General features: G+C 39.7%; 26 protein-coding genes, 1 pseudogene and 1 other annotated feature. Of the genes and pseudogenes, 22 read left to right on the top strand and 5 right to left on the bottom strand.

The genetic code is table 11. The features are described 5' to 3' along the window. Positions 1-57: 57 nt before the first annotated feature. Both msr(C) and IGJ87_RS11665 read left to right on the top strand, forming a co-directional pair. Positions 58-1,536: pseudogene (gene msr(C), locus IGJ87_RS11670) on the top strand (ABC-F type ribosomal protection protein Msr(C)). A gap of 46 nt (positions 1,537-1,582) precedes the next feature. After that, positions 1,583-2,029, top strand: a complete 447-nt coding sequence (locus IGJ87_RS11665; RefSeq protein ID WP_002287457.1) for a DUF2798 domain-containing protein — start codon at positions 1,583-1,585, stop codon at positions 2,027-2,029. A gap of 198 nt (positions 2,030-2,227) precedes the next feature. Here IGJ87_RS11665 and IGJ87_RS11660 read toward each other — a convergent pair whose 3' ends face one another. Then, a complete protein-coding gene (locus tag IGJ87_RS11660; RefSeq protein WP_002287456.1) occupies positions 2,228-2,743 on the bottom strand; it encodes a PadR family transcriptional regulator in 516 nt (171 codons plus the stop codon). A gap of 116 nt (positions 2,744-2,859) precedes the next feature. Between IGJ87_RS11660 and IGJ87_RS11655 the strand changes: the two genes are divergently transcribed. Together IGJ87_RS11655 and IGJ87_RS11650 are read left to right on the top strand one after the other, a co-directional pair. Then, a complete protein-coding gene (locus tag IGJ87_RS11655; protein WP_002296013.1) occupies positions 2,860-4,062 on the top strand; it encodes an MFS transporter in 1,203 nt (400 codons plus the stop codon). A gap of 614 nt (positions 4,063-4,676) precedes the next feature. After that, positions 4,677-5,003, top strand: a complete 327-nt coding sequence (locus IGJ87_RS11650) for a hypothetical protein (RefSeq protein ID WP_002287453.1) — start codon at positions 4,677-4,679, stop codon at positions 5,001-5,003. Between the two features lie 116 nt (positions 5,004-5,119). Here IGJ87_RS11650 and IGJ87_RS11645 read toward each other — a convergent pair whose 3' ends face one another. The 3 genes from IGJ87_RS11645 to proB all read right to left on the bottom strand — a co-directional run bounded on the left by IGJ87_RS11645 (position 5,120) and on the right by proB (position 7,590). After that, entirely contained in the window at positions 5,120-5,464 is a 345-nt protein-coding gene (locus tag IGJ87_RS11645) for a hypothetical protein (protein WP_002287507.1), read from the bottom strand. A 75-nt stretch (positions 5,465-5,539) separates the two neighbouring features. Then, positions 5,540-6,787, bottom strand: coding sequence for a glutamate-5-semialdehyde dehydrogenase (locus tag IGJ87_RS11640; RefSeq protein ID WP_104889230.1), 1,248 nt, complete (start codon positions 6,785-6,787; stop codon positions 5,540-5,542). Next, positions 6,784-7,590: a glutamate 5-kinase gene (gene proB, locus IGJ87_RS11635; protein ID WP_002287451.1), complete on the bottom strand. Its 807-nt coding sequence runs from the start codon at positions 7,588-7,590 to the stop codon at positions 6,784-6,786. Before proB ends, IGJ87_RS11640 begins: the two co-directional genes overlap by 4 nt. A gap of 229 nt (positions 7,591-7,819) precedes the next feature. On the opposite strand from proB, the gene IGJ87_RS11630 reads away from it, so the two are divergent. The 12 genes from IGJ87_RS11630 (at position 7,820) to IGJ87_RS11575 (ending at position 18,201) form a co-directional block, all read left to right on the top strand. Next, positions 7,820-8,347: a dUTP diphosphatase gene (locus IGJ87_RS11630; RefSeq protein WP_002287450.1), complete on the top strand. Its 528-nt coding sequence runs from the start codon at positions 7,820-7,822 to the stop codon at positions 8,345-8,347. Between the two features lie 62 nt (positions 8,348-8,409). Then, the gene (radA, locus tag IGJ87_RS11625) at positions 8,410-9,780 is read left to right on the top strand and encodes a DNA repair protein RadA (RefSeq protein ID WP_002287449.1); all 1,371 of its coding nucleotides are present in this window, start codon (positions 8,410-8,412) and stop codon (positions 9,778-9,780) included. A 33-nt stretch (positions 9,781-9,813) separates the two neighbouring features. Next, on the top strand, positions 9,814-10,971 hold the full coding sequence (locus IGJ87_RS11620) for a PIN/TRAM domain-containing protein (RefSeq protein WP_002298217.1): 1,158 nt from the start codon (positions 9,814-9,816) through the stop codon (positions 10,969-10,971). Positions 10,972-11,140: 169 nt separating this feature from the next. Then, a complete protein-coding gene (gene gltX / locus IGJ87_RS11615) occupies positions 11,141-12,601 on the top strand; it encodes a glutamate--tRNA ligase (protein WP_002287447.1) in 1,461 nt (486 codons plus the stop codon). Next, positions 12,598-12,837 (top strand) — a binding site (T-box leader). (Overlaps the previous gene by 4 nt.) A gap of 85 nt (positions 12,838-12,922) precedes the next feature. Continuing rightward, a complete protein-coding gene (gene epsC, locus IGJ87_RS11610; protein ID WP_430609526.1) occupies positions 12,923-13,459 on the top strand; it encodes a serine O-acetyltransferase EpsC in 537 nt (178 codons plus the stop codon). After that, complete coding sequence (cysS, locus tag IGJ87_RS11605) at positions 13,456-14,868, top strand: cysteine--tRNA ligase (protein WP_002287445.1); 1,413 nt, start codon at positions 13,456-13,458, stop codon at positions 14,866-14,868. Before epsC ends, cysS begins: the two co-directional genes overlap by 4 nt. Further along, positions 14,865-15,260: a Mini-ribonuclease 3 gene (locus IGJ87_RS11600; protein WP_002293091.1), complete on the top strand. Its 396-nt coding sequence runs from the start codon at positions 14,865-14,867 to the stop codon at positions 15,258-15,260. The genes cysS and IGJ87_RS11600 overlap by 4 nt, the downstream gene beginning before the upstream one ends. Beyond that, positions 15,253-16,113, top strand: coding sequence for a 23S rRNA (guanosine(2251)-2'-O)-methyltransferase RlmB (gene rlmB, locus IGJ87_RS11595; RefSeq protein WP_002287441.1), 861 nt, complete (start codon positions 15,253-15,255; stop codon positions 16,111-16,113). Before IGJ87_RS11600 ends, rlmB begins: the two co-directional genes overlap by 8 nt. Positions 16,114-16,116: 3 nt before the next feature. Further along, the gene (locus tag IGJ87_RS11590; protein ID WP_002287439.1) at positions 16,117-16,647 is read left to right on the top strand and encodes an NYN domain-containing protein; all 531 of its coding nucleotides are present in this window, start codon (positions 16,117-16,119) and stop codon (positions 16,645-16,647) included. Between the two features lie 76 nt (positions 16,648-16,723). Then, positions 16,724-17,302, top strand: a complete 579-nt coding sequence (locus IGJ87_RS11585; RefSeq protein ID WP_002287436.1) for a sigma-70 family RNA polymerase sigma factor — start codon at positions 16,724-16,726, stop codon at positions 17,300-17,302. 114 nt (positions 17,303-17,416) lie between these two features. Continuing rightward, on the top strand, positions 17,417-17,662 hold the full coding sequence (locus IGJ87_RS11580) for a Veg family protein (RefSeq protein WP_002287434.1): 246 nt from the start codon (positions 17,417-17,419) through the stop codon (positions 17,660-17,662). Positions 17,663-17,754: 92 nt separating this feature from the next. Then, the gene (locus tag IGJ87_RS11575; protein WP_104889231.1) at positions 17,755-18,201 is read left to right on the top strand and encodes a GNAT family N-acetyltransferase; all 447 of its coding nucleotides are present in this window, start codon (positions 17,755-17,757) and stop codon (positions 18,199-18,201) included. A 58-nt stretch (positions 18,202-18,259) separates the two neighbouring features. On the opposite strand, the gene mscL is transcribed toward IGJ87_RS11575, so the two are convergent. After that, entirely contained in the window at positions 18,260-18,721 is a 462-nt protein-coding gene (mscL, locus tag IGJ87_RS11570; RefSeq protein WP_002287431.1) for a large conductance mechanosensitive channel protein MscL, read from the bottom strand. 251 nt (positions 18,722-18,972) lie between these two features. Between mscL and yfmF the strand changes: the two genes are divergently transcribed. From yfmF to recA, 6 genes are all read left to right on the top strand, one after another. Continuing rightward, positions 18,973-20,241 (top strand): EF-P 5-aminopentanol modification-associated protein YfmF, encoded by a 1,269-nt coding sequence (yfmF, locus tag IGJ87_RS11565; protein WP_002338729.1) that lies wholly within the window; start codon positions 18,973-18,975, stop codon positions 20,239-20,241. Next, positions 20,234-21,520: an EF-P 5-aminopentanol modification-associated protein YfmH gene (gene yfmH / locus IGJ87_RS11560; protein ID WP_002287425.1), complete on the top strand. Its 1,287-nt coding sequence runs from the start codon at positions 20,234-20,236 to the stop codon at positions 21,518-21,520. Before yfmF ends, yfmH begins: the two co-directional genes overlap by 8 nt. A gap of 738 nt (positions 21,521-22,258) precedes the next feature. Next, positions 22,259-23,182, top strand: coding sequence for a RodZ domain-containing protein (locus tag IGJ87_RS11555; RefSeq protein WP_002287423.1), 924 nt, complete (start codon positions 22,259-22,261; stop codon positions 23,180-23,182). A 208-nt stretch (positions 23,183-23,390) separates the two neighbouring features. Then, complete coding sequence (gene pgsA, locus IGJ87_RS11550; protein ID WP_002296025.1) at positions 23,391-23,969, top strand: CDP-diacylglycerol--glycerol-3-phosphate 3-phosphatidyltransferase; 579 nt, start codon at positions 23,391-23,393, stop codon at positions 23,967-23,969. 239 nt (positions 23,970-24,208) lie between these two features. Continuing rightward, a complete protein-coding gene (locus tag IGJ87_RS11545; protein ID WP_002296026.1) occupies positions 24,209-25,450 on the top strand; it encodes a competence/damage-inducible protein A in 1,242 nt (413 codons plus the stop codon). Positions 25,451-25,558: 108 nt separating this feature from the next. Next, positions 25,559-26,608 carry a recombinase RecA gene (gene recA / locus IGJ87_RS11540; protein ID WP_002287328.1) on the top strand — a complete coding sequence of 350 codons (1,050 nt, stop codon included), beginning with the start codon at positions 25,559-25,561 and terminating at the stop codon, positions 26,606-26,608. Positions 26,609-26,637: the final 29 nt, after the last annotated feature.

Raw genomic sequence — 26,637 nt, 5'->3', positions numbered from 1 at the left:
CTGCTCTTTTTTAGTATCGATAATTGTTGTTTTACATGAAATAGGAGTGTAAAACATATGGAAAATTTAGCAGTAAATATAACAAATCTACAAGTCAGCTTTGGCAACCAGCTAGAACTATCTATTGATTCTCTTCGTGTCTATCAGCAAGATCGTATAGGGATCATAGGAGAAAATGGTGTCGGTAAATCGACTTTGCTCAAACTAATAGCCGGTGAACTTTTTCCCGATCATGGGAAAATCCAAACAGAGATCACCTTCAACTACCTGCCTCAATTAACCTATCTCGCTGAAGCAAAGGACCTAAATTTGGAATTAGCCAGTCATTTCCAGTTAAGACTGGAAGAAACTTCAGAGCGGAAATGGAGCGGAGGGGAAGAACGAAAGATCGAGTTGATACGTCTTCTTTCTTCTTATGAACAAGGGATGCTTCTAGACGAGCCAACAACCCATCTAGATAGAAAAAGTATTGATCGACTGATTGAAGAGCTTCGTTATTATTATGGTACGCTGGTTTTTGTTAGTCATGATCGCTATTTTCTAGATGAGCTAGCATCGAAAATCTGGGAAGTAAAAGACGGAGAAATCCGAGAGTTTTCGGGGAATTATAGTGCCTATCTCACTCAAAAGGAATTGGAGAAAAAGACTCAGCTACGAGAAGCAGAGTCGATCATGAAAGAGAAAAAACGATTGGAAAAATCGATCCAAGAAAAGAAAAAACAAGCGGAAAAGTTGGAAAAAGTGTCCAGTAAAAAGAAAAAGCAACAAATCAGACCGGATCGGTTGTCTTCCTCTAAACAAAAAGACAGTGTACAAAAAGCCATCCAAAAGAATGCGAAAACATTAGAGAGAAGACTCCAAAAAATAGGAGAAACAACCAAGCCGCAGCAGATGAAACAAATCCGTTTTCCAGTACCAAAATCTCTTGAACTCCACAGCCGCTATCCCATCATGGGACAAAATGTCCAATTGGAAAGAAGTGGGAGAACATTACTGGTAAATGGTGATTTTCAGTTTTCTTTAGGTAAAAAAATCGCGATTGTCGGTGAAAATGGTTCAGGTAAGACAACCTTATTAGAACATATCCGCAAACAAGGAGAAGGAATCCTTCTCTCTCCGAAAGTAAGCTTTCAAGTATATCAGCAAAAGGGTTATCAAATGACATCTGAAGAATCCATCATTCGTTTTGTCATGAGACAAACAGAGTTTTCAGAATCGCTTGTCCGTAGTTTGCTGAATCACTTAGGGTTTGCTTAGGAAACTTTGACGAAACCGTTATGTACATTAAGTGGGGGAGAAGCGACCCGTCTGACGATTGCTTTGCTTTTTACTAAGCCAAGTAATGTGTTGCTGTTAGATGAACCGACTAATTTTATTGATATGGCAACGATCGAAGCTTTAGAGAAGCTAATGCAAATATATCCGGGAACGATTTTGTTTACTTCTCATGATTCTTACTTTGTCGAGCGTACGGCTGATGAAGTTTATGAAATAAAAGGGCAGAAAATAAAAAAAGTACTTACGAGAAATTTTTAAATGTGCTACGATGATTTTCGTGACAAATTTAAAGGAGTGGTACAGATTGCCTACAAATAAAAAAGAAGGAATAATTTTTACAACAATGATGTGTTTTTTGATGGTCTTGGGGATGAGCGCGTATAATTTATGGCTGCATCAAGATCTTCATTTATCAAGTTTGTTGATTGGTCTAGTGCCTGGATTCGTGGTGGCTTTCATTTTGGATGTCTTCATCATCGGTGTGCTGGCGAAAAAAATTGCCTTTAAACTACCAGTAAATCCAGAAAGCAAGGTCCAAATGATCTTAACTATTTCATGCTTGATGGTTTTAGGAATGGTGACATGTATGTCTTTATTCGGTGTGATCATGGAACAAGGAATACCTGATCAATTATTCTCTGCTTATATGAATGCTTGGAAAATGAATGTGATTGCCGCTTTACCGTTGCAGTTGATCATCGTTGGCCCGCTTTCAAGAAGTGTGCTAAAAGCAATTCAAAGTAATGAATGATGGAACACTGTTATTTGAAAAAAGGCCTTGGCATGCTTTTTGTCATAGTCTCTTGAATGCAGTTCTAGAAAAATAGTGATCCGAACGATAGGTTTTGGCCTGTCGTTCGGATCGCTTTTTCTTTTCCAACTGTATTGCTCTTTTATTGAAGATAATTTGCTCTTCAATAGATATTTCTAGAAAGGTTCTGTTTATCCCTTACTCAAAAAACTGCTGCATTTGTTCTCTTACTTGCTGACACCATTGGAGTTCCTGCTGACAAAGCATAATTCTGCGCTGGATCACAACATAACGTCCAAATTCTTGTTTCTTGTCTAGCGAGAGGTCATTCAATTTTTTTTGATTTTTTTGCATGATTTTGTTCAGCTGTTGTTCTCTAGTGAATAGCAGTCCAGTAGCTGTTGTTTTATCGAGCGTCGAAAAAGCATAGATTTTTGCTAGAAATTCATCTTTTTGCGTAGGAGCGGGAGTTTCCTCTTTGATCCATTCCTCTACAAGAGCACGTCCTTCATCAGTCAAGTGGTAGATCTTTTTTTGAGAGTGCTCGTCTTTGTCCAAAACGGTCACATAACCCTGCTGGTCTAACTTGGCAAGCGTTGTATAGATCTGACTGTGATGGGCTTCCCAAAAAATTGTGATCAGCTGCTTCAATTCATACCCAGAACGTGGTTTGGATAAAAGCACGCATAATAATATATAGGCTAAAGTATTCATAAAAATCCTACCTCTCGTCTTATTTTCTTTATTATATCACAGTAAAGTTTCCACGTTTTACATGTGCATATTGACATGTAAAATAAATCATGTATGATGCTAATAGAGAGAAAGGGATGGAAATATTGGAGAATCAAATAGATATACAAGAACAAACAAATGAAGAAACAAAGGGGAAAAGTTCAGCGCTAGTTGTAGCAGCTACCTGTATGATCGCTTTTATGGGAGTGGGTCTAGTAGACCCAATCTTAAAAACGATTGCTGCACAGTTAAACGCTACGCCAGCTGAAACGACCCTGTTATTTACTAGTTACATGTTAGTCACTGGTGTGGTGATGCTATTTACAGGTTTCTTATCTAGTCGGATCGGTTTGAAAAAAACATTGATGACAGGATTGTTTATCATCGTTGTATTCGCTGGTCTTGGCGGATTATCTGGGAATATCGGAATGCTGATTGGGTTACGTGCCGGCTGGGGTGTCGGGAATGCTTTATTTGTCTCTACTGCTTTAGCAACGATCGTCAGTATTTTAGTTGGTAACACAGAAAAAGCAATCATGATGTATGAAGCAGCACTTGGCTGCGGAATGGCTGTTGGCCCTCTAGTCGGTGGGGTCTTGGGCAGTGGTTCATGGCGTTATCCATTTTTTGGGGTAGCATTTTTGATGTTTTGCGGTTTTATAGCCCTAGCGGTACTTTTACCTGAAACTGAGAAACCAAAGAGAAAAGTAGGCCTTTGGGAAGGTGTCAAAGCGTTAAGCAATCATAAACTTCGTTCAGTTGGACTAATCGCATTGTTATATAATTTCGGATTCTTTACTTTACTTGCGTATGCGCCATTTTTATTGATTGGCTATTCTGAATTAGAAGTCGGTTTTGTATTTTTTGGCTGGGGTGTGCTTCTGGCTATTGCTTCGATTTTCGTTGCACCGGCTCTTGAGCGGAAGTTTACGACTTATCGGACAATTTTAGCAGCATTTGTCTTATTCATTATTTGTTTGCTGTTATTAGGAGCTGGAACTTCTATGCCAGTCCTTGTACCGATCAGCATTGTGTTAGCAGGATTTTTCCAAGGAATTATCAATACACTGTTGACGACGATTGCTATGGAAATACCAGGTCTGCAACGAAACGTTGCTTCGTCCAGCTATAGTTTTGTCCGCTTTTTCGGTGGAGCTTTAGCACCATTTATTGCAGGTGTGATTGGTGAACATATTGGTGAAAGCTATGCGTTTTATTTTGCAGGTGCCATTGTTCTTATCAGTGTATGTTGTATCATTTATCACCGTAATTATTTTGCTACAAATGAAGAAGAATAAGAAATCAGAGGTTGTGAAAAAGCTGTCCTGCATCAAGTCATAAGAACAGCCAAACAAAAATAGCTTCTCATATTTTTCGTTTGGTTGGGCTTATTACCGCAGATGCAAGCTTTTGAACACCGTTTATCAGGAGGTTGTAAAATCAGCGTTTTGTCCTGAGTATTAGAGAAACAAACGGAAAAATAGTTCCTCATATTTTGCCGTTTTTTGAGCTAATACCGAAGGACAGCTGATTGAACACCGTTTAACAGAGGTTGTAAAATCAGCGTTTTATCCTAAGTATTAGAGAAACAAAACGGAAAAATAGCTTCTCATATTTTACCGTTTTTTGAGCTAATACCGAGGGTCAGCTGATTGAACGCCGTTTACCAAGAGGTTGTGAGACTGTCGTTTAACTCTGAATCACAAGGAACAATTTCAAAAAACAGTTTCTCATGTTTGTTGAATATTGTGACTTATGATTGAGGAGTTGGCAGAAGAACACCATTTATTCGGAAAAAGGGGATGTGACACGATTTTTGTCACATTCCCTTTTTTTCTCAAAATAATGAAACTGGAAAATTTTCAGTAGGTAAGCTAAAATTCATTTAAGAAAAAGAATGGGGGGATAATAGATGCTGGAAGAATATTTTCAGGAAGTCGGGTTGACACTCGTTGAATTACCCATTGAATTTTCAGATGATCGGTTGATTTATCGTGGCTATATCAAAGAATTGCCAATAATCAATGCGGAAGGTGAAACTAGAAAAGCGATGCAGCAAAAAATAGCTGGTATGTATCAGGTGTATCGGGAACAGCTACTGGCTGAATCAGCGGAAGAAGAAAAAGAAAAAACGATGAACTTGTCCATGGATGAGCTGCTTCGTTATTATGATGGCGAAACATTTGACGGATTTTCGCTTCTTAACGAAGAGGAAACAGATTTACCAGGCAGCTGGTAGGCGAACGCCGTTTATATGGAAAAAGAGGCTGTGACAAAATCTTTGTCACAGCCTCTAAAAAGTCCGGCAGTTTTTTGCCGATCTTCAAGGCACTCTACTTATCGTACGGATATTTTTTAGCGGAAAGTCCGATTCAAGTGGTTTTTATTCAGCTGATATTTATAAGATAAGTGAAAAATCCCAGCAATCAGTAGCGTAATCGTATAAGCGATTGAATGATCGAAAAAAGAATAGTAATTGATTGTCGCTAATAAGCATAATGCAACCATGTAACTAATGTGCAAGCGTGTAACCAGCCCTTTTTGCCCGATTTTGTCAAAATACTGCGACCATTTTTCCCGTTGACTCCCTATGCTTCGTTTTTTGAATTGAAAGAAAAGGGATAAAATACCGACTCCCAGAAAAGCAGCGATATTCAGAGAAATAAGGTAAATAAAAAAAATCATTAAAATTTCAAACATATTGACACCTTTCTAGTTGGATAGAACCTTTACAGAAAAAAGGCAAAAGGCGGGAATAATGTTTCACACGAAACATTATTCGCGGATTTGTCCATCGCCATAAATGATATATTTTGTGGAAGTTAATTCATTTAACCCCATTGGACCACGGGCATGCAACTTTTGAGTAGAGATACCAATCTCTGCACCAAAACCAAATACCGATCCGTCTGTAAAACGAGTGGAGGCATTGACATAGACAGCCGCCGCGTCCACTTCATTTAAGAAACGTTGACTAGCCGCATAACTATCTGTCACGATCGTTTCTGAATGTTTAGTATTATGCCGATTGATATGTGCAATTGCTTCATCCAAAGAATCGACCACTTTGACAGCAAGGATATAATCTAGATATTCAGTATCCCAATCTGTGTCTTCTGCTAAAGCAGCCGTCTCTAGATATTCTAACGCACGAGCATCCGCACGTAAAGAGACCCCGTGTTCTACCAGTTCTTTTTCAATAGCTGGCAAGAAAAAAGGTGCGATCTCAGAATGGATCAGCAATGTTTCTGCCGCGTTACAGACAGATGGACGGGAAGCTTTTGCATTGACGATGATGTTCACTGCCATAGATAACTGTGCTTCTTTATCGATATATACGTGATTATTTCCTGTACCTGTTTCAATGATAGGTACCGTTGCCTGTTCTTTGACTCGTTGGATTAATTTTGCTCCGCCTCGAGGAATCAGCACATCTAAGTATTCTGTCAATCGCATCAACTGTCCTGCAGTTTCATGAGAAGTATCATCGACAAACTGGATGGCATAAGGAGATTCGCCAGCACTGACCAGTACTTGCTGCAATAATTGGACTAATAATTGATTCGAGAAGAATGCTTCTTTGCCACCGCGAAGGATAACGGCATTCCCTGATTTGAATGCTAGACTAGCTGCATCTGTCGTGACATTTGGACGAGATTCGTAAATGATGCCGATCACGCCTAGTGGCACGCGCTTTTTGCCGATTCTCAATCCGTCGGTGTTCGTCCACATCTCATCTACTTTTCCAATAGGATCGTCTAACGAAGCAATTTTTTCGATCTCTGTAGCCATGGCATTGATTCGCTCAGGTGTCAGCTGCAAGCGGTCTTGCATCGTTTCACTGATATTGTTTTCGACTGCTTTTTCTAAGTCTTTATGATTTGCTTCAATGATCGTTTGTTGATTCTTTTTGATGGTTTGTGCCATTTGAACAAGTAGCTCATTTTTGCGGTTTGTAGGCATAAGTGCTAGTTGTTGCGCGCTATCTTTTGCCTGTTGTCCTAATTGCATCAAGTCAGTCATTTCAAGTCCTCCTTAAATAAAGTACCTACTTCTTTTCCTGCAAGAATATCAAAAATAATTGCCGGATTTTTTCCATTTGCTAAAATCATTGCGCTGTTTGCTTCAAATATCCTAGAAGCGGCTTTTAATTTACTCTGCATACCGCCTGTTCCAAATGTGCTACCAGCACCACCTGCTTGTGCCAGAATCTTTTCATCGATTTTATCGATATAGCGATACATCTGTGCCTCGGGATTTGTAGTCGGATTATCTGAATAAAACCCGTCGATATCAGAAAGGACGATCAAAAGGTCTGCCGCGACAAGTTTTGCCATGATGGCTGACAGCTGATCATTATCGCCAAATTTTGTCAGATGATCTAATTCATCCACTGCTACAGTATCGTTTTCGTTCACGATAGGGATCGTGTCCATAATCAAAAGCTGTTCCAATGTATTCCTCACATTTTTACGACTTTCAGGATAATCTACCACGTCTCTTGTCACGAGGATCTGTGCCGTCTGTTGATTATATACACTGAATCTTTGATTATAGATATTCATCAGTTCGGCTTGACCAACAGCCGCCGCAGCTTGCTGTTCAGGAATCAAAGTCGGACGTTCTGACAAATGTAATTTATGCATACCAACGCCTACAGCTCCTGATGAGACTAAGATCACTTCCTTTCCCCGATTTCTAAGATCAGAAAGGACAAAAGCTAACTGATCGATTGCCGCAAGATTGATATTTCCATTGGGATAAATCAATGTACTTGTTCCTACTTTGACAATAATTCGTTTTGCATTTTTAATTTCTTTACGCATGTGACACCTCAATCAAATATCCACTCATTAATTTCGTTCTATTCTACTTGTTTTGACGAGTAAAGTCATGTAAAAAATAGTTTTTTTGTACAACTTGCAGTCGTTTGGAAAAAGAACGAATTAATGGTTTACTTTAAGATAGCAGAATTTCTTGAAGAATTTGTAAAGAAAGTCTTTTACAGCCTCGGATATGTTAGAATAGGAGTAGTTTATTTAGGGAGGAAAACCGGTGAGAAAAAGAGGATTTGAAGTTATTTCTAAATATAAAGATCAAAATATCAATCTACCGCAGCGCGCTACACATCATGCTGCTGGCTATGATTTTGAAGCAGCAGAAGAGGTCGTGATTCCAAGTATCTGGAAAGCAGGCTGGAAAAAGGGGTTGGAAACAGTCGCAGATGGATTGAAAAAAGATGTATCAGAAAATGAAAAACAATTGAAACCAACCCTCGTGCCTACTGGAATCAAAGCTTACATGGGAGAAGATGAATTTTTGCAGCTTGCTAACCGTTCAAGCAATCCGTTGAAGCGGTTTTTAGTGTTGACAAACGGAGTAGGTGTGATTGACAGTGATTATTACAATAATGAGGCAAATGAAGGCCATATCATGTTCCAATTCACCAACTTTGGTTTCAAGGATGTAGTGATCAAAAAAGGCGAGCGTATCGGCCAAGGGATCTTTTTGCCGTTTTTAAAAGCAGATCAAGATCAAACGACTGCTCAACGTCAAGGCGGATTTGGTTCTTCCAGTAAATAAAACGTTAAAGATACTTAAGCTTGATTTAATGTCTCATGATTAGGATAAAAGGAGGCGGTACAATGGCAAAAAAATCAAAAGTACAATTTGTTTGCCAAAATTGCGGGTATGTGTCGCCTAAGTTCTTGGGACGCTGCCCAAATTGCGGAAAATGGAATACGATGGTCGAAGAAATCGAACAAGATACAACGGACCGCAGAACTCGGACAAGTTTGACAGGAGAAAAAGCAAAACCAACAAAAATCGCAGACGTCGTCCCTAAAAAAGAACCTCGGATCAAAACAAAATTAGAAGAACTGAACCGTGTGTTAGGCGGAGGTGTGGTGCCAGGGTCTATGGTCTTGATTGGTGGCGATCCAGGTATCGGGAAATCCACTTTGCTGTTACAAGTTTCTCAGCAATTAGCAGCCATAGGCGGAAAAGTCTTATATGTATCCGGCGAAGAAAGCGCAGAGCAGATAAAATTACGCGCGGAACGCCTCGGAAGTATCAACACAGAATTTTATCTATACGCTGAAACAGATATGAACGAAATCAGTCGTGCCATCGAACATATCTCCCCTGATTATGTTATCATTGATTCCATCCAAACGATGACGCAGCCAGACATCACAAGTGTGGCAGGAAGTGTCAGCCAAGTAAGAGAAACCACTGCAGAACTACTCAAAATCGCTAAAACAAATGGGATAGCCATTTTTATCGTCGGTCATGTTACCAAAGAAGGCTCGATCGCCGGCCCAAGAATGTTAGAACATATGGTGGATACGGTGTTATATTTTGAAGGTGAACAACATCATAGTTTTCGGATTTTGCGAGCAGTAAAAAACCGATTTGGCTCAACGAATGAGATTGGGATTTTTGAAATGCATGAGCATGGATTGGAAGAAGTCGCTAATCCTTCACAGATTTTCTTAGAAGAACGCCTAGACGGTGCAACTGGCTCTGCTATCGTTGTGGCAATGGAAGGGACACGTCCAATTTTGGTAGAGATCCAAGCATTAGTCACACCTACTATGTTCGGAAATGCCAAACGAACAACAACAGGTCTTGATTTCAATCGGGTATCTCTGATCATGGCAGTGCTGGAAAAAAGAGCTGGGTTGCTTCTTCAGAATCAAGATGCTTACTTAAAAGCTGCAGGTGGGGTAAAATTAAATGAACCAGCGATTGATTTAGCTATCGCTGTCAGTATTGCTTCAAGCTATAAAGAAAAAGGAACACAGCCAACGGAATGTTTCATCGGTGAAATTGGACTGACTGGAGAAATCAGACGTGTCAGTCATATTGAACAACGAGTCAAAGAAGTCCAAAAACTCGGCTTCACAAAAGTATACCTACCTAAAAACAACTTAGGTAACTGGGAAGCGCCAAAAGGAATCGAGATAGTTGGAGTAGCAACTTTGGCTGAAACGTTGAAGCGTGTGTTCCGCTAACTAATAAATGATTGTCGAAACGGAGGAAAAACGATGCAAAAACGTGTCATTACTTTGCTGATGATCATTGTCGGCGCAAGCTTGGGTATTTCATTTTTACCCTCAGCTTGGCAGGCAATCGGTCAACAGTCAAACGGATGGCTGAATAATACATTTACCAACAGCCTGTTAGGCGCACTTATTTTCTTTTTATTATCTTTGCTGTTGGCCAGACATATCTCAGCTATTATCAAACAAGTAGAACAAAAACTAAGTGAGGTCAGCTTGACTTATCTTCTCTTCGGTGCGATCGGTGCGATCATCGGATTGACTTTAGGTGTTGTGATCTCGACCCCTCTTTACAATATGGAAATTCCATTCGTCAATAGTGTATTGCCGATTTTACTGATGATCATCTTAGGCTATCTGGGATTGAGAATGGGAACGACACGAATCGAAGAATGGAAGAAAGTTTTTGGTTCACGAAGCAAAAAAATCGAGCAAGAAACAGCTAGTCAAGTTGAGAGTCAACTGTTAGAACGAAAATCAGGAGAAAATTTCCATAAATATAAAATCTTGGATACAAGCGTGATCATTGACGGTCGGATTTATGATATTACAAAGACTGGATTCTTAGAAGGAACCTTGATGATCCCTAATTTTGTTCTTTACGAACTACAATACATCGCGGACTCAGGGGATAGTTTGAAACGTGTGCGTGGTCGTCGCGGATTAGATATCCTAAATGCCTTGCAAAAAGAAGAGGGTATATCTGTCGAAATGTACGATGGAGACTTTGAAGATATCAGTGAAGTAGACAGCAAATTGATCAAATTGGCTAAGCTTTTAGATGGTGTCATTGTAACCAATGACTATAACTTGAATAAAGTCTCTGAATTCCAAAATGTACCTGTTCTTAATATCAATGCGTTGGCAAATGCCGTAAAACCAGTCGTCATCCCTGGTGAAACGATGAATGTTCTAGTAGTAAAAGCCGGGACAGAACGCCAACAAGGAGTAGCCTACCTTGATGACGGCACGATGGTTGTCGTAGAAGATGGACAGCATTACATGAATGAACGTATCGAAGTCGTTGTAACAAGTGCCCTTCAAACAGCTGCTGGACGCATGATCTTTGCTAAACCTGCACATGCAGGACGAGGAATCGACAATAAAAAAGAGACAGAGAAAAAGACTAAACAATCAAAATAAAAAAGAAATTCAGCCAACTGGTAAGGAAATTCAACCAGTTGGCTTTACTATTTACCTTAGAAAAGGTAAAATTTGTGCTGAGTGGCTTTAAATAAATGATATTTGAGAAGCCGTAACTGACGGAATTTTTGCTGTTAGTCAAAGTCTAGTTTGAAAGAAGAGGAAGAAAATGACGAAAGTACGCGTACGCTATGCACCAAGTCCAACTGGGCACCTGCATATTGGAAATGCAAGAACTGCATTATTCAATTATTTGTTTGCCCGCCACAATGATGGAGACTTTATTATTCGTATTGAGGATACTGACCAAAAACGTAATATCGAAGATGGCGAAAAAAGCCAGTTGGAAAACCTTGCTTGGTTGGGAATGAATTGGGATGAATCTCCTGAAAATCCTGGAGAATACGGCCCTTACCGTCAATCTGAACGTAAAGAAATCTATCAACCGCTGATTGATCAGCTGCTTGCTAGCAATCGAGCATACAAATGCTATTGCACAGAAGAAGAATTAGAAGCAGAACGGGAAGCACAACGCGCAAGAGGAGAAATGCCTCATTACGCAGGAACATGTGCGAACTTGACACCTGAAGAACAAGCAGAAAAAGAAGCACAAGGTCTAGAATCTGTTGTACGTTTCCGTGTGCCTCGCAATACAGAATACGCATTTACAGATATGGTGAAAGGCGCTATTTCGTTCGAATCCGATAATATCGGTGGCGACTTTGTCATCCAAAAACGCGATGGTATGCCAACTTATAATTTTGCTGTTGCGGTCGATGATCATTTGATGAAAATCACTCACGTTTTACGTGGAGATGACCATATTGCCAATACACCAAAACAACTGATGATCTATGAAGCATTTGGCTGGACACCACCAACCTTCGGACATATGACATTGATCATCAACAGTGAAACAGGTAAAAAACTAAGCAAACGTGACGAATCAATCTTGCAATTTATCGAACAATATCGCGAATTAGGCTATCTACCAGATGCAATGTTCAACTTTATTGCATTATTGGGCTGGTCACCTGTGGGCGAAGACGAAATCTTCGAACACCAAGAATTGATCAAAATGTTCGATCCAAAACGCCTAAGTAAATCACCCGCAGCTTTCGATGCGAAAAAACTGCAATGGGTAAACAACCATTACATCAAAGCAATGGATCTAGATGCATTTACTGACATGTGTCTGCCTTATCTAATCGCTGATGGACGTGTAGCAGAAAACCCAGATGAAAAGACAATCGAATGGGTGAAGAAGATCGTTAGCCTGTATCAACCTCAAATGAGCTATGCTGCAGAAATCGTTGATCTGTCTACGCTATTTTTCAATGAACATCCTGTATTGAATGAAGCAGCAAAAGAAGTACTTGCTGGTGAAACAGTTCCTACTGTTCTCCACGCATTCAAAGCACAGCTAGAACAAATGGAAGTAGTAGATGCTCCAACTGTCAAAGCTGCCATCAAAGCTGTTCAAAAAGAAACTGGCGTAAAAGGAAAAAATCTTTTCATGCCAATCCGTGTAGCTGTATCAGGACAAATGCATGGTCCAGAATTGCCTGAAACGATCGAATTGCTTGGTCGTGAAAAATCATTAGCACATTTAAATCAAGTACTGAACTAAACACGATGAACAGAAAAAAGTAAGCAGCTGATCATTACAAGAGAGATACCGGGTGGTGCAAGGTATCAATGAATGGTTGTCGAAATGCCTCTGGGAGTGGTCTTGGCGAAACACAGAAAACAGGAAAAACTGTTTTATAGGAAACAAAGTAGCCAAGAACGTATAACAGGCGTTAGCTGTCAGAGATAATCATTGATTATGAAGAAAAGTGGAACCACGCGGAAAGCGTCTTTTGATAAGGAAACTTATTTAAAAGGCGCTTCTTTTCTTTATAAGAAGATGATTTCCTACATAAAATTCTTACGAAAGGAGTGGAAAGTCATGAGTTGGTTTACCCGAGCGATTGATGCAGCAAAGAGAAACGATCCGGCTGCACGTTCGACAGCTGAGATCGTTTTGACATACCCTGGTTTTCATGCCTTGTTTTGGCATCGTTTCTCTCATTTTTTATATCAGCACCGGCTCTTTTTATTGGCGAAGATCAATGCTCAATTCTGGCGTTTCCTAACTGGTGTTGAGATCCATCCAGGAGCAACGATTGGAACTGGCGTGTTCATCGACCATGGAATGGGAATCGTCATTGGCGAAACCGCAGAAATCGAGGACGATGTGATTTTATTCCATGGCGTAACATTAGGCGGCACAGGAAAAGAAACGGGTAAAAGACACCCAACTGTTAAACAAGGAGCCATGCTCTCTGCGAATGCGCAGATATTAGGACCGGTAACGATCGGAATAAACGCCAAAATCGGTGCAGGTGCCGTTGTGTTGAAAGATGTTCCAGACGACGCTACAGCGGTAGGAGTACCAGCAAAAGTCGTTCGAATCAAAGGAGAAAAAGTGAGGAGATCAGAATGATAAAAATCTACAATACATTGACCAGAAAAAAAGAAGAATTCATCCCTATACAAAAGGGACATGTCGGTATGTATGTCTGCGGACCGACTGTGTATAATTATATCCATATCGGAAATGCTCGTAGCACCATTGCTTTCGATACAATTCGACGCTATTTTGAATATCGAGGCTATAAAGTCGATTTCGTATCGAATTTCACGGATGTAGACGATAAAATCATCCGTACAGCAAACGAATTAGGTATTACAGCACCAGAAGTTGCTGATCGTTTCATCCGAGCATTTGAAGAAGATACGAAAGCGTTGAATGTCGAGCCTGCTACACTGCATCCAAGAGTCATGGATCATATGCCAGATATTTTAGCATTTATTCAAGTGTTGGTTGAAAAAGGCTATGCTTATGAATCTTCAGGTGATGTGTATTACCGTACCCGTAAATTTGAAAATTATGGGAAATTAAGTGACCAATCCATCGATGAACTGGAAGTCGGAGCAAGTCAGCGTACAGGGGAAGAACAGCAGCAAAAAGAAGACCCATTAGATTTCGCTTTATGGAAACAAGCAAAACCTGGCGAGATTTCTTGGGATTCACCATGGGGCAAAGGACGTCCCGGTTGGCATATTGAATGTTCCGTTATGGCAACAAAACATTTAGGAGAAACGATCGATATCCATGGTGGCGGGCAAGATTTAGAATTTCCTCATCATGAAAATGAAATCGCACAAAGTGAAGCGAAAACAGGGAAAAAATTCGCTAATTACTGGATGCACAATGGCTATGTAACGATTGGCGAAGACGATGAAAAAATGAGTAAATCTCTAGGGAATTTCATCACTGTACATGAAATGATCAAAAACGTTGATCCACAAGTCTTGCGTTTCTTCATGGCGACCACACAATACCGTCGTCCGATCCGCTACAGTGAAACGACGATGAAAGAAGCAGCCACCAATTTACAACGACTGAAGAATACGTTTGACAATTTGAAATTCCGCCAAGAAACTGCCTCAGAGAATTTGGCAGATGATGCGGATAAAATCGCTTTGTTAGAAAATTTAGAACAGCGATTCATCGAAGAAATGGACGATGATTTTAATGCAGCAAATGGGATCACAGTGGTCTATGAGCTTGCTAAGTGGCTGAACACTTATCTAGACCAGCCGAAAGTTTCTGCCGCTGTCTTGGCACAAGGAGAAGCTTTATTCTCGCAATGGCTTTCGATCTTCGGTATTTTATTTACAGCAGAAGAGTTATTAGATGAAGAGATTGAACAATTGATCGAAGAACGAAATCAAGCAAGAAGCAATCGTGATTTTGTCCGAAGCGACGAAATTCGTGATTTGTTGAAAGAAAAAGGGATCTTATTAGAAGATACACCGCAAGGAACCCGATGGAGAAGAGAAGCATGAGAGATTACACACAATTGAACGGTTTAGCCTTGGCTTATGTTGGAGATGCGATTTACGAAATCTATGTTCGTGACCACCTGATTGATCAAGGAGAAACAAAACCCAATAAGCTGCATCGTGCGGCAACGAATTATGTTTCTGCGAATGCACAAGCCTTTTTGATTCAGCAAATGCTGGAAGAACATCTTTTGACAGAAGAAGAAGAACTTTATTATCGCAGAGGAAGAAATGCTAAAAGCCATACGAGCGCAAAAAATGCTGATGTTACGACGTATCGGGTCGCAACAGGGTTCGAAGCGCTCATGGGCTATCTGCATTTGACAAAACAAACCGAGCGGATGGAAGAATTGATCCGCTGGTGTATTCAGAAAGTTGGTGAAAAAAATGGGTAAAGAAAGAACAAACAAACATCAATCGAAACGTGGATTTGAAGACAAAAAACAAAATAGATATTCAAATAAAAAGCAAACTGGACGAAATCAGTCAGTTTCTGATCAAAATGAAGAAGCATTAGAAGATAATTTCGTCTTTGGGCACCATGCCGCAGTAGAAGCGCTACAACAAGGGCGAGGGAATAAACTCTTTCTTCAAGAAGATTCACGAGGAGAAAAAGTAGAAGAACTGAAAGAAATCGCACGTGAACAAGCTGTGCCAGTCAAATGGGTTCCTAAACAAAAATTAGAAACTTTGAGCGATCACGGCGTGCATCAAGGAGTCGTTCTTGCGATTACACCTTATGAATATTTATCCCTTGACCAACTGATTGAACGAACAAAAGAGAAAAAAGAAGACCCCTTCTTTTTGATTTTGGATAGCATCGAAGATCCACACAATTTTGGGTCGATTTTACGGACAGCAGACGCAAGTGGCGTCGATGGTGTGATCATACCAAAACACCGAGCAGTTGGAATCACACCTATCGTAACAAAGACTTCCACTGGGGCAGTCGAACATGTCCCTGTTGCACGCGTGACGAATTTGGTACAAGCTGTGCAACAGCTCAAAGAAACAGGATTTTGGGTATTTGGCACAGATATGACCGGCACAAACTTCCAAAAATGGAATGCCAAAGGATCAATTGCTTTAGTCATTGGTAATGAAGGCAAAGGAATGAGTCCAGGATTGAAAAAAGAAATGGATGAATTGCTGACGATCCCGATGACCGGGCACGTCCAGAGCTTAAATGCCAGTGTTGCTGCTGGTTTGCTTATGTATCAGGCTTTTTCCCAACGTCAGGGGGAGTAGACCATGAAAAAACAGCTGTTGATTGTAGACGGCTACAACATGATTGGTTCGTGGCCGGAACTTGTCCAGCTTAAAAAGCAGGACAAAATGGCGGATGCAAGAGAAGCTCTTTTACATCGTTTATCAAATTATGCGAAATATGAAGGAATGGAAGTCATCGTTGTCTTCGATGCCCAACTAGTTCCGGGCATCCAACAAAATTATAAGAAATACCAGTTGGATGTTGTTTTTACGAAAGAAGACGAAACGGCTGACAGTTATATCGAGAGAATCGCTGGTCAGCTGAATGACCGTTTGACACAAGTGACAGTGGCGACAAGCGATTTAGCAGAACAGTGGATGATCTTTTCCCAAGGAGCATTACGAACTTCTGCTTATGAATTATATAAGACGATAAAAAAAACGGAAAAAACAATAGCCCAAGAAAATAAAGATATGCATTTTATTGATTTCCGACGTAATTCTCCATGGAATGAAGAGCAGTTAAAAAAATTGTCCCAAAAATTGGACGATTTAATGAGAAAAAATAAATAACATATCGTTCTAATCAGTTCGATGAATCATTGATGATAAGATTCCTCCATAAACGAATTTATGGAGGAATTATTTTATGTCTGAGGAGTTATTGCGCGCTGCACGTAATGGTGACGAAGAAGCATTTGCTGCCCTGTATCAAAAATATTTTCCACTTTTACTACGTTTGAAAAACACCTATTATTTAAGAAATTATGTTTCTGAGGATTGGGAACAAGAAGCAAGGATCGCTTTATATCAGGCATTGAGAACTTACGAAAAAAGCAAAGGTGTTAGCTTTGGAAGTTATTATAAAAGCATTATAAGCAATCAAATCTATTCTCTGTTGAGGAAGCAGAACGCGCTGAAGCGTCGTGATCAAAAAGATGAAGTCTCAATCGACCAAAAAATAGAGACAGAAGGACCAGACTTTTTAGCAGAGATCACATTGCAAGAACCTTTAGCGATTCAGCATCTTTTATTAAAAGAAGCAATCGAAAATTGCGAAATCCAGTTTTCAAAAATAGAAGCTAAAATTTTTCATTATTATATGCAAGGCGTTGATTTTGTAGACATGGCTGAATGTTTAGCAATGGATCACAAGCAAGTAATGAGCGCTTACGGGAGAGTAAAACTCAAAATAAAAAAACACTTGAAATTTTATAATGAGGAATAATTTAGAAAAATCTTAATGAGCTTCTTATTTATTTTTATTGCATTTCTTTTTTTTTTATGGTAAACTTGAAAATTTTAAAAATATGTGGTATAGTTGATAGTAGAGGTGAACTGTATGCCAACAACTTTAGCTTCAATCAAGAAAGATTTAGAAGGTCGTATCGGCAGCCCAATCATGTTGGTTGCTCAGACAGGAAGAAAGCGTCAAACAGAACGCCGCGGCGTTTTAACAGAAACCTATCCTTCAGTATTCGTTGTTGATTTGGATCCTGAAGAAAATTCTTTTGAACGAGTATCTTACAGCTATTCAGATGTACTTACTCGGACAGTTGAGATCGAATTTTTAACTGAAGCAGTTTAAAAAGCAAACGAGCCTGAGATTCGTAAGGTTCGTTTGCTTTTTTGTGTGCGAATCGGTATGCTAAGAATAAAAAAGCAGGGGGCGTTTGCTTAGTGGAATATCAGGTAAAGAAATTTGAAGAATTGTCAACAGCAGAGTTTTACGCGATCGTCAAAGAACGAATCGCAGTTTTTGTTGTGGAACAACAGTGTCCTTATCAAGAAGTTGATGACATTGATGGACAAGCTTGGCATACGTTTTTTCAAGATACTGATGGGAAGATCCTTGCCTACACGCGAGTATATGAAGAAGCGGAGAGTATCCATTTTGGACGTGTCCTTGTTCATCAGGGCAACCGTAAAGATGGTTTAGGAAGAAAGATTGTTCAAGAAACGATTAACATGATCCAGAAAAATTTTCCAGAAAAACCAATCGTGATCGGCGCACAAGAATACCTACAAGCTTTTTATGAGTCGTTTGGATTCAAGGCAATCTCAGATGTGTATTTGGAAGATGATATTCCACATATCGACATGAAAAAGGAACAAGTAGCAAGTTAAGAATCTAAAAAAAGAAAGCCGACACTGAAAATCGGCTTTCTTTTTTTTAGATTCTTTATTATTTAGAAGTATCGGAAAGATTTGTTTGCTCTACTGGATGTGTATTGTCTTCTGCCACTTGTTTGGCAAGAAGATCGCGTATGTCACTAAGATAATCTTCTGCAGTAGGAGTTTCTTCCACTTCCACTTGCTCTTCTTTGGAGCGTAAATTCTTCGCACGGTTTGCCGCTTTGACAACTAAGAATAAGACAAAACCAGTGATCAGAAATGTAATGATAGCACTAATAACGTTACCAAACGCAAATGTGACGCCTTTTGTCGGCGACCAGTCAAGAATTGAAAGTGCTCCTTCTAAATCAGAAGTACCTGTGATCATTGCGACAAACCAACCTATTAGTGGTGTGATCAAGCCTTGCACCACTTGGTTTACGATGCTTGTAAACGCACTACCAATAACAACGCCGACAGCAAGATCCAAGACATCTCCACGCATGATGAACTCTTTGAATTCTTTGATCATGAATGACCCTCCCTTCTTTTATTTGTCTTTAGTATATCGAAAAATAAAAAATAAAAAAACAATATACGCTTTTAGCCGTCTGTTTCTTTTGATAAAAAACATCTATGCTATACTATAAAGTGTAACATCATTTAGAAAAAACGGCGAATTGCCTGAACTTATAAATTTCAAGCAGAGGAATAAGTAAAAAAGGCAGGTTGACCCATTAAAAGAGTAAGCGGGCAATCAACTGTGAAAAGGAGCATATAAATATGGTGTATCAATTGGCAGAAGGCGTGAATCTTCATGTCTTACCAACAAAAAAATACAAAACGATCCGGATTTTTATCCGTTTTACTGCGCGTCTGCAACAAGAAGTCATCACGAAACGTTCACTTCTCAGCAGCATGTTGGAAACAAATAGTTTGAATTATCCGGATCAGACAAAGTTAAGTGCGCAACTTGCAGAGCTTTATGGCGCAAGCTTTGGATTATCAGTTAGAAAAAAAGGAAATTTACATTGGCTAAACGCAGGGATCAGTTTTGTGAATGGTGAATATGTCAATGATCCAAACCTTTTTTCTCAAGCGGTAGATTTTTTAAAAGAGGTTTTATTTTATCCAAATATTAAAAATCATCAGTTTGATCAGTTGACGTTTGACTTGGAAAAGAACAATCTGCGTCTATATTTGGAAAGTTTGAAGGAAGATAAACAAACTTTTGCTTCCTATGCCTTGCAAGAACTTTATTTTGAAAACAGCCCGGAACAAAAGATCCCAGGGTTGGGCGTAGTCGAAGATTTGGACAAGATCACTGCTAGTTCGCTAGCGTCCTACTATCAAGAAATGATGGCAAATGATCAAATCGACATTTTTGTTGTCGGCGATGTTGATCCGGACAAAGCAGCTGAAGCAGTTGGGCAATTACCATTTGAGTCGCGGGAAACAGTTTATCCAGATCTGTTTTATACCCAACCTCAAGTGAATATCGTGAAGGAACGACAAGTACGTGAGCCAATCGTTCAAGCAAAGCTGAACCTAGCTTATCAGACAAATGTGTATTACGATGAACCAGAACGTTTTGCGCTAATGGTCTTTAACGGTTTATTTGGCGGTTTTCCTCACTCTAAACTTTTCATGAATGTCAGAGAGAAAGAAAGTCTAGCTTATTATGCCTCTAGTAGCGTGGATACGTTCCGAGGATTCATGAGTGTCCAAACCGGTATCGATGAAAAGAACCGAAATCAAGTACTTCATCTGATTCACGAGCAATTAGAAAGTTTGCGAAATGGTGAAATAACAGAGTTGGAACTGTCTCAGACAAAAGCAATGCTGAGAAACCAATATCTGCTTTCTCTAGACTCTCCGCAAGCGGCAATCGAAGCTTCTTTTTTGGACAGCTGGCTGCCGGAAACAAAATTATCTGATGAAGAATGGTTGAAACGTATGGAGAGCGTAACGATCAAAGAGATACAACAAGTAGCTGAGCAAATCGAATTGCAGGCAATCTTCTTTTTAGCAGGAGGAAATGCAAATGAATAAAACAGAATATGAGCAAATCAATGAAACACTTTATCATGAAGTACTGCCAAACGGTTTGACCGTGTATTTGTTGCCTAAAAATGACTATCACAAGACATATGGTTTGTTCAGTACGAATTATGGTTCGATCGATAACGAATTTATTCCCTATGGTGAAAAAGAAAAGGTGAAAGTTCCAGATGGAATTGCCCATTTTTTAGAACATAAGTTGTTTGAAAAAGAAGATGGTGATGTCTTTCAATTATTTGGGAAACAAGGAGCTTCCGCCAATGCTTTCACAAGTTTTACGAAAACCAGCTATCTGTTTTCTACGACGGATCAGGTAGAAAAGAATCTGACGACTCTGATCGATTTTGTACAAGCACCTTACTTCACAGAAGAAACTGTAAACAAGGAAAAAGGAATCATCGGTCAGGAAATCCAAATGTATGAAGACGACCCTAACTGGCGGATGTTTTTTGGCATACTAAATAACTTGTATCCTACACACCCATTGCATATCGATATTGCGGGCACGGTTGAAAGTATCGACAAAATCACAGCTCAAGACTTGTATACGTGCTATCGGACGTTTTATCAGCCAAGCAATATGGTTTTATTTGTAGTTGGTAAGATGGAGCCTGAGAAATTGATGAAACTTATTCGGGAAAACCAAGAAGCAAAAAATTTCCCTCCAAAGCAAGAAATTGTACGTTATTTCCCTGAAAACACAAAAGAAATCATCAAACAAAGTGCATTGGAAGCAGCCATTACACGAGATAAATTTGTACTTGGTATTAAAGGATTAGACACATTGCCGCAAGAAGGAACAGAACTGTTACGCTATAAAACAGCAATCAATCTGTTGTTCCAAATGATTTTAGGCAATACTTCTCGAAACTATCTAGCGATGTACAATCAAGGAATTATCGATGACAGCTTTGGTTTTGAATTCAGCTTGGATCGTGAATTTCACTTTGCGGACTTCAGCGGAGATACGGACGAACCAGAGAAAGCAGCAGAAAAAGTCAAAGAAATCATTCTTGGATTCGCTGATGATCCGGAAGTGTCAGAAACAAATCTCGATTTGCTGAAGAAGAAAATGCTTGGACAATATTTCCAATCATTAAATTCGATCGAATATATTGCCAATCAATTTACGCAAAGTTTATTTGGCGATCGAACTTTATTTGATCTTCCTGAAATCATCGATTCGATCCAAATGAAAGACGTACTGGCAGCTGGGGAAGCATTTATAAGTGAAGAGGCCTTCAGCGAGTTTTACATGAGACCAAAATAAACCAGTATTTTATGAGGAAAAGTCTTAAATTTCGTTTTAGACTTGTAGTAGGAACCTCCTCCAAAATCAGCTTTTATGGTATTCTTAGTTGTGTTGGAAAAATTAGTGAGAAAATAAAACAAATCATGCTCTCTTTTAATCAACTTATATTAAAATAAAATCAAACGAAGTAATCAAAGAGGTTGTGACAGAAGTGGTCAGCTTCAAGAAATAAGAAGGAATTTACGAAAATTGCTTCTCAAATTTTTGTGATATTTCGGCTTATTGCCGAAGAAGCTACTTCTGGAACACCGTGTACCAAGAGGTTGTGAAAAAGCTGCCCTGCATCAAGTAATAAGAACAGCCAAGTAAAAACAGCTTCTTAATGTTTTTAACTTGGTTGGACTTATTACCGCAGATGCAAGCTTTTGAACACCGTTTAAGGAAGAGGTTGTGAAATCAGCGTTTTGACCTGAGTATTAGAGAAACATACGGAAAAATATCTCCTTATATTTTGCCGGTTTTTGAGCTAATACCGAGGAACAGCTGATTGAACACCGTTTAAGAAAGAGGTCGTGAGCCTGCCGTTTAACTCCGAGTCACAAGGAACAAGTTCAAAAAACAGCTTCTTATATTTATTGGATATTGTGACTTGTGACCGAGGAGTTGGCAGGAGAACAATGTTTATTCGGAAAAAAGGAGCTGTGACATGACTTTTGTCACAGCACCCAAACATAACGTCTTTCGTTGCAACAGCAGATGCTTCGGAGAATCAAACAGACTGGAGAAGATGAACGAGTGGCTTTTGAAACCATCGGAGAAAAATTACGGCAAGCACGCCTGAATAAAAAAATATCTTTAGATGAATTACAGCAGATTACAAAAATTCAAAAACGTTATTTGGAAGCAATCGACAATGATGATTTTGACCAATTGCCTGGTAAATTTTACGTGCGGGCATTTATTCGGCAATACGCTGAAGCTGTAGGAGAAGATGGAGACCATTTAGTCGATGTTTTTGATGGGAAAAGCAAATTGACAGGATCGGTCCCTGAACGTCCGCAGCCTGAAACAGTAAGTACTTCTAGAAAAGCAATGCATCAGGAAGAATCGCATCCAAGTCGCTTTTGGACAAGTCTTCCTGTCATTTTATTAGGATTGGTTGCTTTGGCGATTGTCGTTGTCGTGGGCTATATGACTTGGCAAGATCGTCAAGCTGATCCAATAATCGGAGACACAGCTTCTTCGCTTAAAGTAGAAGGATCAGTCGAGGAGTCCTCTTCCTCAGAGCAAAGCACGCAGACCAAAGAGTCTTCTACAGTAGAATCAACAACAAAATCAAGTGAAGAAAAGAAAATGGCAATAGCTACAGGAGAAGATTCTGGCAGTGCCATCGCAGTAAATATCACAGACGCTACCAAGCCTGTAACCCTTGAATTTACTGCTGTCAATCGTGTATGGTTAGGTGTGCTAGTAGACAATGCCTATGTTTATCAAGGGACACTGGCAGCAAATGAAACACAGAGTACCGTGTTACCGGAAACAGCAACAAATGCGACCATCACGATTGGTGCAGCAAGCAATGCAACGATCAAAGCGAATGGAGAATCCGTACCAGTTAATCCAGGGGAAAACAATCAGAGTCCAAAAAATGTGAACCTTACTCTTCAATACGCAGAATGATCGTATAAATTAGTTTACGCATCTGTTTACTTGTAGGTATAAAAAAGAAGGATCGTGACAAATCTGTGTCGCGGTCCTTCTTCGTTAATTCAAAAAGATCAATTTCAATAAAAATACTCCTTTGAATAAATTCATTTGGAAAAGTAAATAATATCGGTGGAAACTTCGCTGATAGTCACGTAGAATAGGGAAGAAAGGAGTCGATAGTGTGAATTTACCAAATAAATTAACTGTACTTAGAATTTGTATGATCCCGATTTTCATTTTGGTTGTAGGTTTACCTTTAGATTGGGGACAATTTAACGTAGGAGACACCACACTGGCTGTCACACAGCTAGTAGGTGCAGTTATTTTTGCTTTAGCTAGTATCACAGACTGGTTAGATGGAAAAATTGCCCGTGCGCGAGGCCTTGTCACTAATTTTGGCAAGTTTGCGGACCCGTTGGCAGATAAAATGCTAGTTATGACTGCTTTTATCATGTTGGTTGACCAAGGAAAGGCCCCTGGTTGGGTAGTAGCGATCATTGTCTGTCGTGAATTAGCCGTCACAGGCTTGCGTTTACTACTTGTCGAACATGGAGAAGTCATGGCTGCAGCTTGGCCGGGAAAAGTCAAGACGGCTACACAAATGGTTGCTATTATCTTGCTGTTTATCAATAATATCCCATTCAGCCTGATCGGTATTCCAGTAGATCAAATCATGCTTTATGCTTGTCTGATCTTTACTATCTATTCAGGTGTGGATTACTTCATCAAAAACAGCGGTGTGTTCAAAGGATCAATGTAAGTATCGTTTAGTGGAGAGGTTGTGAGCCTGCCGTCTAACTCTGAGTCACAAGGGATAATTTCAAAAAACAGCTTTTCATGTTTTATGTATATTGTGACTTATGACCGAGGTTTTGGCAGGAGAACACTGTTTATTTGGAACAAGGAGCTGTGACAAGATTTTTGTCACAGCTCCTTGCCCTCTTTTTAAATAAAAAAATATAAAAATACAGCGTATACTATATAAGGGAGCGGGAAGTAATGAAAGCAGAAATAATAGCTGTCGGAACAGAACTTTTACTAGGACAAGTCGTGAATACGAATGCCACTTTCTTGTCAGAACAGCTAGCTGATCTAGGTATCGAAGTTTATTATCAAACAGTTGTAGGAGATAATCAGCAGCGTTTAGAAGAGTTGATTGCTCTAGCTGAAACAAGAAGTGAACTCATACTCTTATGTGGCGGATTAGGACCGACAGAAGATGACCTGACAAAAGAAGCAACTGCGGCTCACCTCGGTAAGTCTCTCATACAAAATACGGAAGGATACAAAAAATTATTGGCATATTTTGAAACAACCCATCGAAAAATGACCAAAAACAATCTGCAACAGTCCCAGATTATCGAAGGCGGGGTTCCTCTACCAAATCGTACAGGGCTTGCTTTAGGGACTTTTTATCAAACAGATACACATGCGTATATCCTTCTTCCCGGTCCGCCTAATGAGTTGAAACCAATGTTTGTGGAACAAGTACGTCCTTTACTAGAGGAACGTTTTCCTTCTGAAGAAAAACTAATTTCTAAAGTTTTGCGCTTTTATGGGATTGGTGAATCGCGACTGGTCACTGAGCTAAAAGATCTGATTGAGACACAGATCAATCCAACGATCGCACCATATGCCAAACCAAATGAAGTGACATTACGACTGACAGTGAAAACAAATGATGTTCAGGCAGGGAATCAAGCTCTTTTAGCATTAGAAGAAAAAATCCAAGAACGAGTAGGGGAATATTTTTATGGATACGGCGATGATAATTCGCTAGCAAAAGTCGTAGTGGAACTACTGAAAGAAAACAAGCAGACTGTAACAGCAGCGGAAAGTTTGACAGCCGGCGCCTTCCAAGCCGCATTAGGCGACATTGCTGGTGTATCTGAAGTATTTCCAGGCGGATTCGTTACCTACTCGCTCCAAACAAAAGCTGGTTTTCTGGAGATTGATCCGGAGCTATTAGCAGAATATGGAACAGTCAGCAAAGAATGTGTGGAGCAGATGGCCATTCAAGCACGTGAGATAGCAAGAACAGATTACAGTGTAGCTTTCACCGGAGTGGCTGGACCGGACACGTTAGAAGGTCAATCTGCAGGAACAGTATGGATCGCTATTTCATCTAAAGACGGCGTGGTTTCGGAAAAATATCACTTTGCCAGAGATCGTGCTGCTATCAGATATAATGCGGTTATGCAAGGATTTGATCTTTTGAGAAAACAGCTTTTAAGAAAATGATAAATGCGAATATTTGTTCGGTTTTTTCTTGCTTTTTTTCACTAAAAAAGATATGATAAGGATAATGAAATGTTGCTCTGATTTGTAAATATAAGGAGGATTATCGTATTGGCAGATGATCGTAAAGCAGCCTTAGATGCTGCACTGAAAAAAATTGAAAAGAGCTATGGTAAAGGCTCTATTATGAAATTGGGCGAAAAAATCGACCAACAAATCTCTACAATTCCAAGTGGCTCTCTTGCGTTAGATGTCGCTTTAGGTGTCGGCGGTTACCCCCGTGGACGTATCATCGAAGTATATGGACCTGAAAGTTCAGGTAAAACAACAGTTGCACTACACGCTATTGCAGAAGTACAAAAAAATGGCGGAACGGCCGCTTTCATTGATGCTGAGCATGCGTTAGATCCGCAATATGCACAAAAATTAGGTGTGAATATCGATGAACTACTTCTTTCACAGCCTGACACAGGAGAACAAGGTCTAGAGATCGCTGATGCTTTAGTATCAAGTGGGGCTGTAGATATCGTAGTAGTCGATTCAGTTGCTGCTTTAGTTCCACGAGCAGAAATCGACGGCGAAATGGGTGACTCACATGTCGGGTTACAAGCACGTTTGATGTCTCAAGCATTGCGTAAACTCTCTGGTTCGATCAACAAAACAAAAACAATCGCTATTTTCATCAACCAAATCCGTGAAAAAGTAGGCGTGATGTTTGGGAATCCAGAAATCACTCCTGGAGGACGCGCATTGAAATTCTACGCAACGATCCGTTTGGAAGTACGTCGTGCAGAACAATTGAAACAAGGTACAGATATTGTTGGTAACCGTACAAAGATCAAAGTCGTAAAAAACAAAGTAGCACCTCCTTTCAAAATCGCTGAAGTAGATGTCATGTATGGTTTAGGGATCTCACAAGAAGGAGAACTTCTAGACATGGCAGTAGAAAAAGACATTGTTGATAAAAGCGGTGCTTGGTATTCTTATAAAGAAGATCGGATTGGTCAAGGACGGGAAAACGCTAAAATCTATATGGCTAATCATCCTGAAATGATGGCAGAAGTTTCTGCTCTAGTTAGAGCAGCTTATGGTATTGGTGAAGAAGTCGCTGTCCCAGAAGATGAAAAAGGACAAGAAGAATTGCCTTTAGTAGAAGAATAAAAATTATGATAAACAAAAACGGCTGGTCT

This window comes from Enterococcus sp. DIV1411a, assembly GCF_050531945.1.
GTDB lineage: Bacteria > Bacillota > Bacilli > Lactobacillales > Enterococcaceae > Enterococcus_B > Enterococcus_B faecium.
The sequence above is the reverse complement of the archived record's forward strand: the minus strand, read 5'-3'. Positions and strand labels throughout refer to the sequence as shown.

Coding starts and splice junctions, on each gene's coding strand:
- IGJ87_RS11645 (WP_002287507.1), bottom strand. CDS start 5,464: ATGTTTGAAATTTTAATGATTTTTTTTATTTACCTTATTTCTCTGAAT.
- IGJ87_RS11580 (WP_002287434.1), top strand. CDS start 17,417: ATGCCAACAACTTTAGCTTCAATCAAGAAAGATTTAGAAGGTCGTATC.
- radA (WP_002287449.1), top strand. CDS start 8,410: ATGGCAAAAAAATCAAAAGTACAATTTGTTTGCCAAAATTGCGGGTAT.
- IGJ87_RS11590 (WP_002287439.1), top strand. CDS start 16,117: ATGAAAAAACAGCTGTTGATTGTAGACGGCTACAACATGATTGGTTCG.
- cysS (WP_002287445.1), top strand. CDS start 13,456: ATGATAAAAATCTACAATACATTGACCAGAAAAAAAGAAGAATTCATC.
- IGJ87_RS11585 (WP_002287436.1), top strand. CDS start 16,724: ATGTCTGAGGAGTTATTGCGCGCTGCACGTAATGGTGACGAAGAAGCA.
- yfmH (WP_002287425.1), top strand. CDS start 20,234: ATGAATAAAACAGAATATGAGCAAATCAATGAAACACTTTATCATGAA.
- IGJ87_RS11650 (WP_002287453.1), top strand. CDS start 4,677: ATGCTGGAAGAATATTTTCAGGAAGTCGGGTTGACACTCGTTGAATTA.
- gltX (WP_002287447.1), top strand. CDS start 11,141: ATGACGAAAGTACGCGTACGCTATGCACCAAGTCCAACTGGGCACCTG.
- IGJ87_RS11600 (WP_002293091.1), top strand. CDS start 14,865: ATGAGAGATTACACACAATTGAACGGTTTAGCCTTGGCTTATGTTGGA.
- IGJ87_RS11655 (WP_002296013.1), top strand. CDS start 2,860: ATGGAAATATTGGAGAATCAAATAGATATACAAGAACAAACAAATGAA.
- mscL (WP_002287431.1), bottom strand. CDS start 18,721: ATGATCAAAGAATTCAAAGAGTTCATCATGCGTGGAGATGTCTTGGAT.
- IGJ87_RS11640 (WP_104889230.1), bottom strand. CDS start 6,787: ATGACTGACTTGATGCAATTAGGACAACAGGCAAAAGATAGCGCGCAA.
- IGJ87_RS11620 (WP_002298217.1), top strand. CDS start 9,814: ATGCAAAAACGTGTCATTACTTTGCTGATGATCATTGTCGGCGCAAGC.
- IGJ87_RS11545 (WP_002296026.1), top strand. CDS start 24,209: ATGAAAGCAGAAATAATAGCTGTCGGAACAGAACTTTTACTAGGACAA.
- IGJ87_RS11660 (WP_002287456.1), bottom strand. CDS start 2,743: ATGAATACTTTAGCCTATATATTATTATGCGTGCTTTTATCCAAACCA.
- proB (WP_002287451.1), bottom strand. CDS start 7,590: ATGCGTAAAGAAATTAAAAATGCAAAACGAATTATTGTCAAAGTAGGA.
- rlmB (WP_002287441.1), top strand. CDS start 15,253: ATGGGTAAAGAAAGAACAAACAAACATCAATCGAAACGTGGATTTGAA.
- IGJ87_RS11555 (WP_002287423.1), top strand. CDS start 22,259: ATGCTTCGGAGAATCAAACAGACTGGAGAAGATGAACGAGTGGCTTTT.
- epsC (WP_430609526.1), top strand. CDS start 12,923: ATGAGTTGGTTTACCCGAGCGATTGATGCAGCAAAGAGAAACGATCCG.
- yfmF (WP_002338729.1), top strand. CDS start 18,973: ATGGTGTATCAATTGGCAGAAGGCGTGAATCTTCATGTCTTACCAACA.